Origin of the sequence: Serratia sp. EWG9, from assembly GCF_019913725.1 — a bacterium.
GTDB classification, from domain to species: Bacteria; Pseudomonadota; Gammaproteobacteria; order Enterobacterales; family Enterobacteriaceae; genus Serratia; species Serratia ureilytica.
This window is the reverse complement of record NZ_JADNRO010000008.1, coordinates 143,082-159,509: the sequence shown is the minus strand read 5'-3', so window position 1 is coordinate 159,509 and position 16,428 is coordinate 143,082. Positions and strand designations below refer to the sequence as shown.

Sequence of the window (16,428 nt, the reverse complement as noted above, 5' to 3'; positions counted from 1 at the left end):
CCGTGCGCGTTTAGCGGGTGACCAGCAACGAACCGCCGCCGTTTGACTGATTGGCGCTGAACAGCTGGCCGCCGCCGTTGTTCTTCAGCACCCAGACGCGGCCATAGTGGTTGTAGTACCCCGCCGAGTGGCCGGCTTCCGGCCCGATGCCCTGATACATGTCAAAATGCTGGCCCTTGATGGCACCGCCCACGTCGAGCGCGACCATCAGACGCATCTCGTATTTTCCCGTGAATTTACCCTTGTTGTCCAGCAGCGGCACTTCGGCCAGCAGCGTGGTGCCTGCCGGGATCAGCGAACGGTCGGAGGCCACCGACGCTTTGGCGATCAGCGGCACCGCGCTGGCGCCTTTCACCGGCGCAAAAGCTTCCGGGCGGAAGAACACGAACGACGGGTTCTGCTCCAGCAGCTCGCGCACCTCTGCGGCGCTGTGGGTATCCGCCCACTGACGGATCGCCTGCATCGACATGTCCGCCTTGGCCACTTCACCGCGATCGATCAGCACTTTGCCGATGCTGCGGTAGGCGTGGCCGTTCTTGCCGCCGTAGCCGAAGAACACCAGCGGCTGACCGTTGCCGTAGTCGACGTAGCCGCTGCCCTGGACTTCCATCATGAAGTTGTCCATCAGCGAGTTGGTGTAAGCGATGATATAGCGATCGTCGAGCGCGCCGGAATAAATGCCCGCGCGATCCGGCAAGCGGCCCCTGCCCTTCGGCGGCATGCGGTACAGCGGATAACGGAACTCGCCCTGTTGGGTATAACGCGCCTGCACCACCGGCGTGTAGTAGCCGGTAAACTGCACGTTGCCGTAATTGTCGACGCCTTCCATCTGGTAAGCGCTGAGGCCGTACTGGCTCAGCATGCGCGTGTCGGCGCCGGACGCCATCCAGTTTTGCACCGCCTGATAGGTGCTGTTGTTGCGGTTAAACAGCGAAGGCGACGCGTACTTGATCTCCATCAGCTGATCCGAATAATCCTTGGCGTTGACCGGCGAACCTTTGGCATTGGGCTGATTGACCAGCTCCAGCGATTGATCCAGACGGCCGTCCTTATATTGCTGACCCCGATCGGTCGGCTTGGACGAACAGCCCGCCAATACCGCCACCATCAACCCGCCCAGCAGGTATTTGCCCCAACGTCCTTTCATCGCGCACACTCTCAAACTGATATGATCTACCGGCTGAACGATAACAAACGCTCATTGATAAAGGAATCGCTGCAAATAAAAAAAGCCGCACGGAGGATGGTGATGAAAAAGAAGGCAAATTGCGGGCAAATTCAGCAGAAAAACGGGTTTAGGCCAATAAAATGCAAAAAGGGTTTGCAACAAAACGCATGGAGAGTATAGTGCGCATCCATCGGACGCGGGGTGGAGCAGCCTGGTAGCTCGTCGGGCTCATAACCCGAAGGTCGTCGGTTCAAATCCGGCCCCCGCAACCAACCGATGCCGCAGTGGCGGTATTTTGCGTTTGGGTTCGATAACAAAGTATTACACGGACGCGGGGTGGAGCAGCCTGGTAGCTCGTCGGGCTCATAACCCGAAGGTCGTCGGTTCAAATCCGGCCCCCGCAACCAACTCTTGATGACAACAGATAAGCACCCTGACGGGTGTTTTTTTGTATCTGCAATCCGCAAAAACAGCCGGACTTGCGCCCGGCCCTGCCGCTATCGGCTCGCCAGCGCGCCGCCGTTGGCGAAATAAGCCTTGATGCCCGCCAGAATCGACTCCGCCACCTGCTGCTGGAAATGGCTGGTGCGCAGCTTGCGCTCCTCTTCGATATTGCTGATAAACGCCGTTTCCACCAGGATCGACGGGATATCCGGCGCCTTCAACACCGCAAAACCGGCCTGATCGACGCGATTCTTGTGCAACCGGTTGATTTTACCCATCCGGTTCAGCACTTCCTTGCCGAACTTCAGGCTATCGTTGATGGTTGCGGTCTGGATCAAATCGAACATGGTGTGGTCGAGATAGCGATCGCCGCTCTTGCTGACGCCACCGATTTGGTCCGAGGCGTTCTGCGTCTGCGCCAGGAACTTGGCCGCCGAGCTGGTGGCGCCTTTGGTGGACAACGCGAACACCGATGACCCGCGCGCGGCGCGGCTGGTGAAGGCGTCGGCGTGAATCGAAACGAACAAATCGGCGCGTTGCTTGCGCGCCTTGGCGACGCGCACCTTGAGCGGGATAAACACGTCTTCATTGCGCGTCATGAACACCTTCATGTTCGGCTCGCGCTTGATCATGGCGCTCAGCTTGCGGGCAATCTGCAGCACGATGTCTTTCTCGCGCGTCTTATACTTGCCGATCGCACCGGGATCTTCGCCCCCGTGGCCAGGATCCAGCATGATGACGATCGGCCGATCGCGCCCCGCCTTGCCGGCCTGCGGCGCTTCGGGCGGCAGCGTGCGCTCCAGATCGCCTTTGTTGTAATCTTCCAGTAACGCCAGTAGCGGATCATACTCCTCGCCGCCGCTGCCGCCCTTGGTCGGGTAGAGATCCATCACCAGACGGTTGCGATACTCCGGCACCGGCGCCAGCGAGAACATGTGCGGGCTGACGCTTTGCTTGAGCTCCAGCACCAGCCGCACGGTATTCTGATCGAACTGGCCGACGCGCGCCTGCTTGAGATAAGGATCGTCGGCGCGCACCTGCCCGGCGATGCCCTTCAGCACGCTGTTGAGATGCACGCCTTCGATATCCACCACCACGCGATCGGGATTGGTCAGGGCGAACTGCTTGTATTTCAGTTCGACGTTGGATTCCAGCGTGACGCGGGTATAAGTGGAGGACGGCCAGACGCGCACGGCAATCACGTGCGATGACGCGGCGAAGCCCGTGCGACTCACACTCAGCAACCAGCTGGCGGCAACGCCCTGTAATAAACGACGGCGGCCCAGATTGTGATTAGCGTTTGGCATGCGGCTCCGGCAGTAATAACTGTTTACAACAGATGAAAAAAACACCAATGACTTGGGAATGCCGAAAACTTTAACCAATCATTCCAGCCCTGTCATCAGAAAATCTTTTTATGGTTTTTCAATTTATTAACGATTTAGCGCCCTTAGCTCGCTCTTCATGACGATTTCCCACTTGCCATTGGCGCAATAAAAGAATAAAAATACAAAAATATCGTATAAATATGCAAAGAGGTTTGCCCGTGAAGGAACGTAGTACAGAGCTGGTGCAAGGATTCCGTCACTCCGTCCCCTATATCAACGCACACCGCGGCAAGACGTTTGTCATCATGCTCGGTGGGGAAGCCATCGAACACGAGAATTTTTCCAACATCGTCAATGATATCGGGCTGCTGCATAGCCTGGGCATTCGCCTGGTGGTGGTTTACGGCGCACGGCCGCAGATCGACGCCAATCTGGCGCAGCACAACTATGAACCGATCTACCACAAGCATACGCGCGTGACCGACGCCCATACGCTTGAGTTGGTCAAGCAGGCGGCCGGTTTATTGCAGCTGGACATCACCGCCCGGCTGTCGATGAGCCTCAACAACACGCCGCTGCAGGGCGCGCACATTAACGTGGTCAGCGGCAACTTCATCATCGCGCAGCCACTGGGCGTCGATGACGGCATCGACTACTGCCACAGCGGCCGCATTCGCCGCATAGATGAAGAAGCGATCCATCGTCAGCTCGACAGCAACGCCATCGTGCTGATCGGCCCGGTCGCCGTCTCGGTAACCGGCGAGAGCTTCAACCTGACTTCGGAGGAAGTCGCGACTCAGCTGGCGATCAAACTGAAAGCGGAAAAAATGATCGGTTTCTGCTCCTCGCAGGGCGTGACCGACGCGGAAGGCAACATCCTTTCCGAGCTGTTTCCCAACGACGCGCAAAAGCGTCTTGAAGAGCTGGAGGAAGGCGGTGATTACCATTCCGGCACCGTGCGCTTCCTGCGCGGCGCGGTGAAAGGCTGCCGCAGCGGCGTGCGCCGCAGCCACCTGATCAGCTATCAGGAGGACGGCGCGCTGGTGCAAGAACTGTTCTCACGCGACGGCATCGGCACCCAAATCGTGATGGAGAGCGCCGAACAGGTGCGCCGGGCGACGATCAACGACATCGGCGGTATTCTGGAGCTCATCCGGCCGCTCGAACAGCAGGGTATTCTGGTGCGCCGTTCGCGTGAACAGTTGGAGATGGAGATCGACAAGTTCACCATTATCGAACGCGATAACCTGACCATCGCCTGCGCGGCGCTTTACCCGTTCCCGGAGGAAAAAATCGGCGAGATGGCCTGCGTGGCGGTACATCCCGATTACCGCAGCTCTTCGCGCGGCGAGATGTTGCTGCAGCGGGTGGAAAATCAGGCGCGGCAGATGGGATTGAAGAAGCTGTTCGTGCTGACCACCCGCAGCATCCACTGGTTTCAGGAGCGTGGTTTCACCCCGGCGGAGGTCGACGTACTACCGATGCAGAAACAGGCGTTGTACAACTACCAACGCCGCTCCAAAATTCTGCTGGCGGATCTGTAATCCCTGTGGGCGCGGCCGCTACCGCGCCCCTTCATCGCTTATTCCGTCGTCTGCAGCCGTTCAGCCAATCCGCTGCGACGCTGGGTCGGCGTGCGAATGGCCCGTAGCAGCACCGCGTCCGTGGCGTACAGCGAGAGCTGCTGACGCGCACGGGTGATCGCGGTATAGACCAGTTCACGCGTCAGCACCGGCAGGAAATGGTTCGGCAACACCAGAACCGTATGCTCAAACTCCGATCCCTGGGACTTGTGCACCGTCATGGCGTAAGCGGTTTCATGCGCCGGCAAACGGCTCGGCTGCACCGACTTGATGCTGCCGTCCGGCAGTTGGAAATGCACGCGCAGCTCGCCGCGCTCATCCGGCAGAGTAATGCCGATATCCCCATTGAATAACCCCAGCGCGCTGTCGTTGCGGCCGATCATCACCGGCCGCCCCCGATACCAGCGGCCGAGCACGCCAGGTTTGCGGTCGATCAGACCGGCGCGCTGCAGCCCGAGTTCAATACGTTCATTCAGGCCGGCGACGCCGAACGGCCCTTCACGCAGCGCGCACAGCACCTGGAAGCGGCTAAAGGCGGCCAGCACCGCCGCCGCATCCGCGCCTTCGGCAGTCAGCCGCAGATAGTCGCGATAGCCCGCCACGCACGCGTCCAGCAGCGCCTGATACTCTTCGCTCGTCGCCAGCGCATAGCCCGCGACATCGCCGAAACGGCCGTTTAATGCCGCCAGCGCGCGATCCCCCGCACCGGCGTTGACCGCCAACGCCAGTTGACCGATGCCGGAACGGGCGTCGAAGCGATAGCTCTTACGCAACAGGCACAGGCTGTCGCGCACCGCCGCTTGCGCGTCGGCCCGCTGCCCAGCGATCGAACAACCGGTCAGGCGGCTCAGCTCTGCGGCGCGCGCTCGCTGTATCCCTGCTCGGCAAAACGGCAAATATCCCCCAGCACCGCGCCGGCCTCTACCGAAGCCAGCTGATCGCGGTCGCCGAGGAAAATCACCCGGGCCCGATCGGGCAACGCCGCAATCAGGCGCGCCATCATCGGCAGATCGACCATCGAGGCCTCATCCACCACTAACACATCCAAATGCAGCCGGTTGCCGCGGTGATAGCGCATGCGCTGACTGTTGGGTTGCGCCCCCAACAAACGGTGCAACGTCGCCGCCTCCGTCGGGAACAACGCCTGCTGCGCCGGGGTCAACGCCAGCTGACGGCTGGCGCTGCCAAGCGACTCCGTCAGGCGCGCCGCCGCCTTGCCGGTTGGCGCCGCCAGTTGAATCCGCAAGCGCGCGCTTTCATCCAGCTGCACCAGCGCCGCCAGCAGTTTAGCGACGGTGGTGGTTTTACCGGTGCCCGGTCCACCGGAAATCACCGCGATGCGCCGCGTGGCAGCTACCGCGGCGGCGATCTTCTGCCAGTCGGGTTCATCGCTCGCCGCGCCGAACAAGCGGTCGAGAATGGCGCGCAACGCCTCCTCCGGCACCGTCAGCGATTCACCTTCACCGCCGATAAACGCCGCCACTTCACCTTCGTTTTGCCACATGCGTTGCAGATATAAGCGCTGCCCACGCAGCACCAGCGGCGTAGCGCCGCTGCCGTCCCCAACCGCCGCGCTGCTCGCCAGGCGCTGCTGCCAACGTGCGCTATCCGGTCGCCCGGCCGCCTCCCACAGCGCCAGCGCCAGCGCCGGTTGGCGCCCTTCAAACAGCGTGTCCGCCTGCAGTTGCTCCAGCATCAGGCAAACATGCCCCGCCCCCGCCTCTGCGCTCAGACAGGCGGCGGCCAGTAAAATATCAGGCTCGTCTTCGCTCGCCACCACGCGGGCGAACTGCACGTCCAGCGGGCGCAGCGCGCCAAGCGCCACCGCCTGCTCCAGCAGTGCGATCATGATTTTTCCTCCGTCGCCGCAGCTTCGCCGCTGAACAAGCTATCCATTCCCGCCACCAGTTCAAACGCGGGGAGACAGGTGAAAATGCCGTTGCCCGGGTGCGCCGCATCCACGCCGCGCAGGAACAGATAAATCACCCCGCCGAAATGGCGCCGGTAATCATAATCCGGCAACCGATGGCGCAAATAACGATGCAACGCCAGCGTATACAGCTGGTATTGCAGATCATAACGATGCTCCGCCATCGCCTGCTCCATCGCCGGCCGGGTATAGGCGCTGCTGTCCTCCCCCAGCCAGTTGGACTTGTAGTCCAGCAGGTAGTATTTGCCTTGCCAGCAGAACACCAGGTCGATAAAGCCTTTCAGCATGCCCTGCACCTGATGGAAATCCAGCGCCGGGCAGCGGGCGGAAAGCGGATCGTAACGCTTCACCAGAGCATCGAGCTCCTTCGCCTGCAACAGCCGGTTAATCGGTAAATAGAACTGCAGCTCTGCCTGCTTATGCTGCGGCGTCAGCGCCGCCAACGTCACGCCGCTGTCATCGAGCGGCGTATTGAGCAGCACCTGCATCCACGCCAGCAGTATCGGTTGCCAGTGTTCGGCAAACCCTTGCTGCTGCAGCTGTTCCAGCAGCCACTGTTCGTCGAGCGGCTGGGTGAAGTCCAGCGTTTCAAACAGGCTGTGCAGGAAGGTGCCGGGCGTTGCGCCGCGCGGGAAGGTATGCGGTGTAAGCGCTGGCTCACTTTCTTCCCCGCGCTCACCGGCCGCGTCGACATCCAGACGCGGCAGCAGATCCTGCATCAGGCTCGCGCCGTGCTGTTGCAAACCGGTATAGCTGGTCACCCGCCAAAAATCCTGGATCCGCCGGGTAAAGCTTTTCGCCGCCAACGCTTCGGCCAGCGACGCCTGGGGTTGCCAGGGTTCTGCATCCGGCGGTTCAACCAGCGACAGCGCGATACCGCCGCCCACCAATTGCTGCAGCCGCTCCTGCAGATACACGGCGTCGCCGGGCTGCCCGCCCTGCACCAGATAGCCCAATGCGCTGCGGTGCAGGTCGGTATCACCCTGTTTCTTGCGCGTGCCCTGGAACAGCGGCGCAATGCCGATACTGCAGTGGTACACCGAGCGGGTCAGCGCCACATACAGCAGACGCAGATCCTCCGCCAACCGCTCCTCCTCCGCCCAGGCCTGGCTCTCTTCATTGGCGTCGAGGTCCAGCAGCGCCTGGAAACTGTGGCGATCGTGATACAGCGCCTGCTGCTGCTGGCGGAAGTTGCCGACGAACGGCAGCCACACCAGATCGAACTCCAGCCCCTTGGACTTGTGGATCGTGATCACCTGCACCAGATGCCGGTCGCTCTCCAGCCGCAGTTGCTGATTGTCGGACTGGCGATTAGGCTGAGCGATCTGCTGCGCCAGCCAGCGCACCAGCGCATGCTCGCTGTCGAGCTGCGCCGCCGCTTCTTGCAACAGCTCCCCCAGATGCAGCACGTCGGTCAAGCGACGCTCGCCGCCGGCGCTGGCCAGCAGGTTCTCCGCCAATTGGCGCGCTTTCATCACCTCGCTCAGCATCGGCAACACGCCGCGGCGCAGCCAGAGCGTGCGGTAATTGTCGAATTCATTAACCAGCGCGTCCCAGGCGCGCTCATCGCGGCTCAGGCCGTCCAGCGTCGGCGCGTCCAGCCCCATCAGCCCGGTGGCCATGGCGCTGCGCAGCGTGCGCTCCTGCTCCGGCGCCAACACCGCCTGCAGCAACCACAGCAGGTCTTTGGCCTCCGGGGTGTCAAACACGCTGTCGCGGTTGGACAGGTAGACCGACGGAATAGACAGCGCGCTGAGCGCATCGCGCACCAACGCCGCCTCGTTGCGGCTGCGCACCAGCACCGTGATATCAGAGGCTTGCACCGGCCGTGACGCCTTGCCGCTCTGCAGCCGCGCCAGGCCCTGCTGCCCGGCGCTGAGCCAGTCGCGAATTTGCGTGGCGCACAGGCGCGCCATTAGCTGTTGGTAATCACTTACACCCGCGCCTTCCCCCTGCTGCAGCCAGAACTGCATCGCCGGCTGCGGCTTGCCATGCAATTCAAACGCCAGCCCTTGGTTCTTTTCCGCCGCGTTAACCTCAATAAAGGGAATTTGGCCGAACAGGAAAGGTTTTTCTACCTGAGAAAACAGGTGATTGACGCTGGCGACCATCGACGGCGACGAGCGCCAGTTGGTCTCCAGCGTATAGTGGGCGCTCACCTCTGAACGCGCGCGCATGTAGGTGAAGATGTCGGCGCCGCGAAAGGCGTAAATCGCCTGCTTGGGATCGCCGATCAGCAGCAGGCCGCAATCAGGCCGGCCGACGTAAAGTTTTTGGAAAATACGGTATTGCTGCGGATCGGTATCCTGGAATTCATCGATCATCGCCACCGGATAGCGCTGGCGGATCGCCTGCGCCAACTGTTCGCCGCCGCCGCTTTGCAGGGCGCTGTCCAAACGGCTGAGCAGGTCGTCAAACCCCAGCTCGGCGCGCTGGCGCTTTTCCTGCTGAATGGAGGTGCGGATCTCGCTGAGCGCGCGCGCCATGATCAGGTCGCGCAACGTCAAGGGTTCATCGAACAGTTCGTCTATCGCCGTGAACAGCGCATGACGCGGCGGCTCGCCCTTCTTGGTCTTCTCCAGCAGCACCGACTGGCGAAACTTGTCCAGCTCCTTCGGCAGTTGGTAATCCTGGGTCTCCTGCCCGCTCCATTGGCCGACCTTGTTCAACCAGTTCGGCAGGTGTTTGCTGCTGTAGCTGCGCTTATCGACGCCGGACTGGGCGATTAACGCCTCAAGATCGCCCGCCGCCGCCCGCCATTGCGCCTTGATGGCGTCGATGCGCGCGACAATCTGCTCGTGGCGCATCAGAACGGTTTCTTCGTCCTTCGGCGGCCGCCGCAGCGCCGGCGCTTCACCGTGCAGATAACCGGAAAGGTCGGCCAGCAACGCTTCCGGGCCGCTCCACTCCTGGCTGATCGCACGCGCCACGCCCAGCGGCAACGGATAGCAATGACGGCGCCAGAAATCGGCGCAGGCCTGCCGCCGCAGCGGCAGTTCGTCCTGTACCAGCGTTTGTTCAAACAGCATGCCGGACTCGAAGGCGTTGTGCGTCAACATCCGTTGGCAAAAGCCGTGGATAGTGTAAATCGCCGCTTCGTCCATCTGCCGCTCCGCCGCCAGCAGCTGCGCAGCGGCGTCAGACAAATCGTCAATTTCTTCCATCAGCGCCGAAAACAGCGGGTTAGCGCTGATGCCGCGCACGCAGGCGATGCGCAGCCCGTGGATATTGTCACGGATACGCCCGCGCAGCTCCTCGGTGGCGGCCTCGGTAAAGGTCACCACCAGGATTTCTTCGACCGTCAACGGGCGGGGAAACGCCGCTTCCCCCCCCAATCCCAGCAGCAAGCGCAGATACAGCGCGCCGATGGTAAAAGTTTTGCCGGTGCCCGCCGACGCCTCGATCAGGCGTTCGCCAAACAGCGGCAGCGTCAGCGGTTCTAGCCTCTGCGGGGCGACTTCCGTCATGGCGTCGCCACTTTACGCGGCAGGATCTGCTGCAATGCCGACGCGTTCGGATAGGTGACCCAATCCTTAGGCGCCGCGTAATCCGCTTTGTCCTGCCCGCTGCCGCTGACCTGCGACAACACCGCCAGCCCCTGCGGCTGGATCACTGCCTGGTGGAAATAATCCGCCAGTTTGGTCGGCGTCAGCTGTTGCACCTGCGCGATCAGCTTCTGGCGGGTATCAAAGGCGAAGTTGCCGCGATCGAAATCATTGGCGAACCGGCTGGCCTCCTCGCTGAGGGTTTGCGGCCGCTGTTTGAGTTCGTTGATCAGCGCCTGTTTGTACTGCTCAAAATCGGCCTCACTCATTTCACGCAGGCGTTTCTCGGTTTTCGGATAGAAATCCTGATAGCGCTGGTACAGGTAGGCCGGCTGTTTGCTGTTGCTCTGCAACAGGAAGCCTACGCCCCACTGGCGGCCCACCGACATCGGGAAGGCAAAGACCGCATACCCCAATTGTTCCTGAGTGCGCAGCTGGCTGTAGAACCACGGCTGAATAATCTGCCCCAACAGCGAGCTGTAGGCCATGCCGGTCACTTCGTCGTAACCGGTCGGTACATAGACCGCCGCCAGCGCCGAGTCGGTGCTGCTGCCTACCTGTTGCAGGTTGGCCAGCTGATTCTTGTCCACCACCACGTCTTCGCCGTGCCACCACTCAATACCGGTACAGCCCAGACGGTGCTTCAGCGTCGACGCCAGCGTATCGACCTGTTGCTTGCTCATGTTGCCCACCACCAGCAGCTCCGGCGTGGCCTCGGCCAGCAGGCTGTCGCGATACGCCAGCACGTCTTTCAGCGTCAGCGTTTTCAGCACTTCGCGGCGCTCGCTGCGTTCGGAATACGGCACGCGGGAAACCATCTGCACCGGCTGAATGGCCAGTTCAAACGCCTTGCCCTTCTCGGCGGCGTCCAACTGCTCCAGGTACCAGGACTTGGCCTGCGCCAGCTGATCTTCCGTCGGCGTGAAGCTGGAATAGCCCTCGATCAGCGCCGTCAGCAACTGCGGCAAGCGCTGGGTAAAGCCGTTGGCGTTAAACATCAGGCCATTGTTCGGCGACGTCGAGAAACTCAACCCGCCGACCGACGCCTGATAGCTCAGCTGATCCAGCGCCAGGCCGGCCAGATAATCCGTCAGCGAGAACAGCACCTGGTTGCGCGCGGAATCCATGGTCTTGGCGTTGCGGAAAGCGACGGTGACATCGGCCTTCGGCTCATCGGCGAAGTAACGGCTCGGCATATACAGCACGCGCAGGCCGGGCTTATCCACCACCATTTCCGGCTTTTTGAATTCATGCGACGGTTTGGTCAGGGTGAAATCATCCGGAATGTACGGGTTGAGCGCCGGCAATGACAGGGAAATGCCGCTGCCCAACTGCTGCCACTGCGTAAAGCGCTGTGGCGTGATTTTGCCGACCTGGTAAGGCGCATTGACGAAATAGGCCGTCTTGTTGTGCGGCTCATCGGGGCTGACGAACCAGATGCGCGCATTTTGCGGCGTCATGGCGTCCAGACGTTCAGCGATCGCCTTAGGATCATAGCGATCGGCCAGGTATGGCGCGTCCAGCGCATGCTCAACCGGCACGCGCAGCATAGTGTCCACCAGCCATTCGATGTAGTCCATGTCGCGCGTGATCGACGGATAGCGGAAGTCCAGGTTCAGAACATGCGATATTTCGTCGAAGTAACTCTGCTTGATACCTTCGCTGCGCAGCATTTTCAGGTAGTTGAAAATGGCGGCGACGACTTGGTCGCGCTGGGCCAAGCCTTTGTCAGTCAGCGAGACGCTGATGGCGAAGACGCCGCCGTTGCGATCCACCATCGGATCGGCGCCGGCATTGATGGCGTCCGCCAATCCCTGCTTCTGCAACCAGTCGGACAGGGTATTTTTACTGCGGTTGCCGATCAGGTAACCGATGTAGGTATCGGTTTTGCTGCGAAACGCGGCGCTGTTGTTATCGATACGGAACTCAACCTTCAGCTGCTTGCGCGGCTGCGCCGGCACATAGTGAATGATGATGCCCTGCTGCTCCGGCGTGACGGCCGGTACGGTGATCGGCGGCACGCTGGCGTCATGATTCGGCACGCGGCCAAAGGTTTTTGCGGCAATGTCAGCCAGCTGCGGCAGCGGCTGATTGCCGTACAGCACCCCCATCATCAGATTGGCGGAGTAGTAGCGCTTATAGAACCCCGTCAGCTCATCGTGCAACTTGCTGCCCGGCTTGTCTTTCAGCGTGTCCAGATTACCGCCGGAGAAGCGCGCGCTCGGGTGCGCCGGGTTGAGGGTTTCCGCACCGACCTGCGCCATACGCATGCCGTCGCGCGAACGCGCCATCGTCAATTCTGCATTCACCGCGTTGCGCTCGCGATCGGCATTGCCCGGATCCAGCAGCGGCTCCGCAATAGCGTCGGCCATGCGATCGACCGCCGGCTCCAGCGCGTCATTCTCCACTTCCAGATAGAAGGCGGTGCGATAAGAAGCCGTGCTGGCGTTGTGGCTGCCGCCGTGCTTTTTCAGGAATTCGGACAGGTTTTCCGGCTCGGGATAACGTTTGGAGCCCATCAGCACCATATGTTCCAGATAGTGCGCCAAGCCCAGTTGGCTGTTCGGATCTTCGAGCGACCCGACCGGCAATGCCAGCGCCGCCAGCGATTTCGGCGCCTGGACATCGGACACCAGCAGCACCGTCATGCCGTTAGCCAACTTGATCGCCTCGTACTGACGCGGATCGTGCTCGCTCTTGTTGATCTTCTCCGCCAGTGGTTGCCATCCTTGTGCGGCCCAGCTCAACGGCGCCCAACACATAGCCAATAATACCAGCCCGGTGATGCGGGCCAACTGTCTGCGCATATCCAAAATAAACCCCTATTCTGACATCGCCACGCCCACTCCCTGACGCTGGCGACGTACATCAAAACCACATAACCAAATCTGTACTCGCCGGGTTCTTCGCCAATGTGGCGCCCCAAAACGCGGCGGGTATATGCCTGTACGTTATGTAAGACCGGGAATTACCCCAATGGTTGAATATAACCTTCGTTATTTTTACCACCTCCCGCCGCACAGCACCACCGGGGGATTGTTACCCCAGGTTATGACGCGCCACCGGCAGCAGATAACGCTCTGTTTCGGCCAGTATTTGCGCCAGGTAGTCATTGTCCAATTGGCGGAACACTCGCTGAACATAGGGATCTTCCCCTTCTCCGGGAATACGCTGATCGCCCTGCCAAGCCTGCAGCAATTTGGCGCGAGCCTTTGTTTGCGCTTCTTCCTCCCAGTCGATTTGCTGCGTTTCCGGCTGATAGCACTGACTCAGCCACGCCCAGCCGCTCTTGTTCAGCAACAACAGCGGCTGACACAGACCGCGCTGATAGCCCGCCAGCAGTTCCGCCAGCTGCGCATGCGCGTCTTCGGGCGTAAGCGCGGCAAAGCGCCAAGCGGAGTTCTTGCGACCGTACATGCGGCTCTCGCCGGTGCCGCCGGCGCAGCAGTACACCAGGTGCTCCAGCCACAGCAATATGCCGTCCACCGCCGACAACGTGGCGGGCCGCCAGCGCAACAGGCCGTCATCCTGCACCTGATGCAGCCAGCCGCTGAGACGTACGCCGGCGATATCGATATCCAGCTCCAGGCTATGGCTCTCTGCGCGTTCCGCACGCACCTGCTCGGCCAGTTCGCTCATCTCTTCCTGCTGCTTTTGCCAATAGATCTCGCCGAAGGCGCCATAGGGCAACCCCCCGGCGGCGCGCACCCGTTGGAACAACCGTTCGGGATCGTCGCCGTCGATCAGGGTATTCAGCAGTTGGCTGTTGAACTGGTAGCGGCTGAGGTTATCCAGCGTGAAGGGCTCTTCGTCCGGCAGCTCGGTCTCTTCCAGGATAAAGCTGACGCCCAACCGCAGTTGGAAGAAGGCGCGAATAGGATGGCGGTAAAACCGCAGCAGCTCCTCCAACGCTATTTGCTGCAGCACTTCGGCGGGCAGCGGTTGGTTGAAGGCCGGGGGCGCCGCCCCGCGCCCGTCGGCGGCGGGCAGCCACTCGGCGGCATAGCTTTGCGCTTCCGAGCCCGGCAAGAAATTCTCGGCGGCGAACGGCATGCGCGCATGCCACTTCAGCAAATGCTCGCCCACTCGCCGGGCGCTGTCGTCTGCGGTGCGCGCCTCGTCTCCCGGCAGGCAATAGCTTTGCTCCAGATACTCCAGCAGCTCGGTAACCAGCACCGAAGGATAGCGCGGGCTGTTGTCCTGAATGGAACGGCCAATGAAGCTGATATACAGCCGTTGTTGCGCGGACAGAATCGCCTCCATGAACAGATAGCGGTCGTCATCGCGCCGGCTGCGGTCGCCGCGCTTGACCTGCTGCGCCATCAGATCAAAACCCAACGGCGGCAACGTACGCGGATACACGCCGTCGTTCATGCCCAACAGGCACACCACCTTGAACGGAATCGAGCGCATCGGCATCAGCGTACAGAAGTTGATTTGCCCGGCGAGGAAGCGCTGGCTGATGCGCTCCTGATCGAGGCGCGCCGCCAAATCGTCGCGCAGAATCGTCAAGGGCACGTCATCCGGATAGCGCGCCGCCAGGCCAAAATTGATGGCCTGCTGCCACTGCTGCTCGATCAATGCCAGCACCACTTCGGTATCGCTATCCGCTTCGAAGAAGGCATCCAACAGCTGTCGGCACAGCGGTAGCCATGCCTCGAGCGAGCGCGCTTCGCTCAAGACTTGCCGCCAATGGCTCAATTGGGCCAGCAGATCCGCCAACTGCCCCGCCAGTTCGGCGACCAACCCGCTCGACTCGTCGTAAGGCAAAATGCCCTGCCAATCGCCGGCGTTGCTGTCCATCGCGTAACCGAGCAGCATGCGCGTAATGCCGAATCGCCAGGTGTGCTGGCCCGTGGCGGGCAGATCCAGTTCGCGCACGTTATCGTCGTCCAGCCCCCAGCGCACGCCGGATTCACCGACCCAGTGACGCAACAGGCGCAGCCCCTCTTCGCCAATGGCGAAACGGGCGGCCAGGGCCGGCACTTCCAGCAGCGCCAGCACCTGTTCCGACGTAAAGCGGCTTTGCGGCAAATCGAGCAGTGAGATGAGCGCCTGCAAAGCCGGATGCGCCTGCCGCGCTTTACGGTCAGAAATGGCGAACGGCAGGTAGCGCTCGGCGGGAGCATTGCCGAACACGGCCTGAATATAAGGCGTATAGCTGTCGATATCCGCCACCATCACGATGATGTCGCGCGGCGTCAACGCGGGATCCTGCGCCAGCATGGTCAGCAGTTGATCGTGCAGCACCTCCACTTCCCGCTGTGGGCTGTGGCAGGCGTGCAGGCTGAGGGAACGATCTTGCGGATCGAGCCTGCGCTTGCTGAAACTGCTTTCCAGCGTTTCCGCCGTGATGCCGATCACCGCGTGATCTTCCAGCTCCAGCATATCGCGTTGAACGGCGTGCAGCATGGTATCCGCCGGGATATCGACAAAGGCGTCGACCTCTTGCGCCCCTTCCATCTGCGACAGCAAATAGAGGTGATCGCGCCCGAGCTTGCCCCAGGAGGCCAGCAGCGGGTTACTGAGCTGCTGCTGCCCTTCAGCGTCAAACAGACGCGCCGCGTCAGCCGGTTCGCGAAACAGCCCTTGCTCGCGCGCCTGATGATAGTGACGGCGCTTGCGGCTCTGCAAGCGGGCCAGGAAAGCGTAATCCTGAATGTCGCCCCAGTAATAACGACAAGGGTTGGTGAACATCAGGTGGATATCGATATGCCGCCCCAGCGCCTGCAGCGCCTCCAGATAGACCGGCGGCAACGCCGAGATGCCGCAGATAAACACCCGCGGCGGCAAACCGGGCGGACACGTTGTTGCCTGCTCCAGCGCGTGGATAAAGCGGCTATACAGATTGGCGCGGTGCCATTCCGGCTGCCCCAATTCGCGCGTGTACTCCACCAGCCGCGCCCAGAGCGGCGCCTGCCACTGCTGAGCCTCGGGCAGACCGTCGATGCGTTCACCGCGCTGCCAGCTCTCCAGCCACTGCGGACGATAAACCAAATACTGGTCGAACAGGTCGGCAACCCGGCCGGCCAATTGGTGGATTTTTCGCTTGTCGCCGTCATCGGTGAGATAGTGCTGCAGTGGCGCGAACGCCGGCTGGGTCAGCATCTCCGGCAGCAGCCACATCAGCTTCCAGGTCATGGCGTCCTTGCTGAAGGCGCTCTCTTTCGGGATATCCGGCAACACGCGGGTGAACATGTCCCAAATGAAGGTCGCCGGCAGCGGAAACGCGACATTGGCGGCGATGCCGAACTGCTCCGCCAGCTGCATTTGCAGCCATTGCGCCATACCGGGGCTCTGAACCAGCACCACTTCCTGTTGAAAAGGATCGGCCAACGGATCTCTGGCTATCAGCGCGCTGGTCAGCGTTTTCAATAAATCCAGCTGATTGGAATGATAAACCGTGAACATGATGGCTCCTTTAAAACAA

6 protein-coding genes, 2 tRNA genes and 1 pseudogene are annotated in these 16,428 nt (G+C 61.3%); 3 read left to right on the top strand and 6 right to left on the bottom strand.

Annotation, left to right across the window (positions count from 1 at the left end; genetic code table 11):
* Positions 1–10 precede the first annotated feature (10 nt).
* On the bottom strand, positions 11–1,147 hold the full coding sequence (gene mltA, locus ITX55_RS18110) for a murein transglycosylase A (protein WP_033644860.1): 1,137 nt from the start codon (positions 1,145–1,147) through the stop codon (positions 11–13).
* Positions 1,148–1,363: 216 nt separating this feature from the next.
* On the opposite strand from mltA, the gene ITX55_RS18105 reads away from it, so the two are divergent.
* Both ITX55_RS18105 and ITX55_RS18100 read left to right on the top strand, forming a co-directional pair.
* Positions 1,364–1,440: transfer RNA gene (locus ITX55_RS18105), tRNA-Met, on the top strand.
* 58 nt (positions 1,441–1,498) lie between these two features.
* Positions 1,499–1,575 (top strand) — tRNA-Met (locus tag ITX55_RS18100).
* Between the two features lie 90 nt (positions 1,576–1,665).
* Here the strand turns inward: ITX55_RS18100 and amiC are convergent.
* Positions 1,666–2,919, bottom strand: a complete 1,254-nt coding sequence (gene amiC / locus ITX55_RS18095) for an N-acetylmuramoyl-L-alanine amidase AmiC (RefSeq protein ID WP_033644859.1) — start codon at positions 2,917–2,919, stop codon at positions 1,666–1,668.
* Between the two features lie 239 nt (positions 2,920–3,158).
* Between amiC and argA the strand changes: the two genes are divergently transcribed.
* A complete protein-coding gene (gene argA / locus ITX55_RS18090) occupies positions 3,159–4,484 on the top strand; it encodes an amino-acid N-acetyltransferase (protein ID WP_015378910.1) in 1,326 nt (441 codons plus the stop codon).
* 38 nt (positions 4,485–4,522) lie between these two features.
* On the opposite strand, the pseudogene recD reads toward argA, so the two are convergent.
* The 4 genes and pseudogenes from recD to recC form a co-directional block, all read right to left on the bottom strand.
* Positions 4,523–6,372: pseudogene (recD, locus tag ITX55_RS18085) on the bottom strand (exodeoxyribonuclease V subunit alpha).
* Positions 6,369–9,920, bottom strand: a complete 3,552-nt coding sequence (recB, locus tag ITX55_RS18080) for an exodeoxyribonuclease V subunit beta (RefSeq protein ID WP_164057853.1) — start codon at positions 9,918–9,920, stop codon at positions 6,369–6,371. The pseudogene recD and the gene recB overlap by 4 nt, the downstream one beginning before the upstream one ends.
* Positions 9,917–12,805: a pitrilysin gene (ptrA, locus tag ITX55_RS18075; protein ID WP_089192634.1), complete on the bottom strand. Its 2,889-nt coding sequence runs from the start codon at positions 12,803–12,805 to the stop codon at positions 9,917–9,919. The genes recB and ptrA overlap by 4 nt, the downstream gene beginning before the upstream one ends.
* 232 nt (positions 12,806–13,037) lie before the next feature.
* Complete coding sequence (recC, locus tag ITX55_RS18070) at positions 13,038–16,409, bottom strand: exodeoxyribonuclease V subunit gamma (RefSeq protein WP_223085272.1); 3,372 nt, start codon at positions 16,407–16,409, stop codon at positions 13,038–13,040.
* Positions 16,410–16,428: the final 19 nt, after the last annotated feature.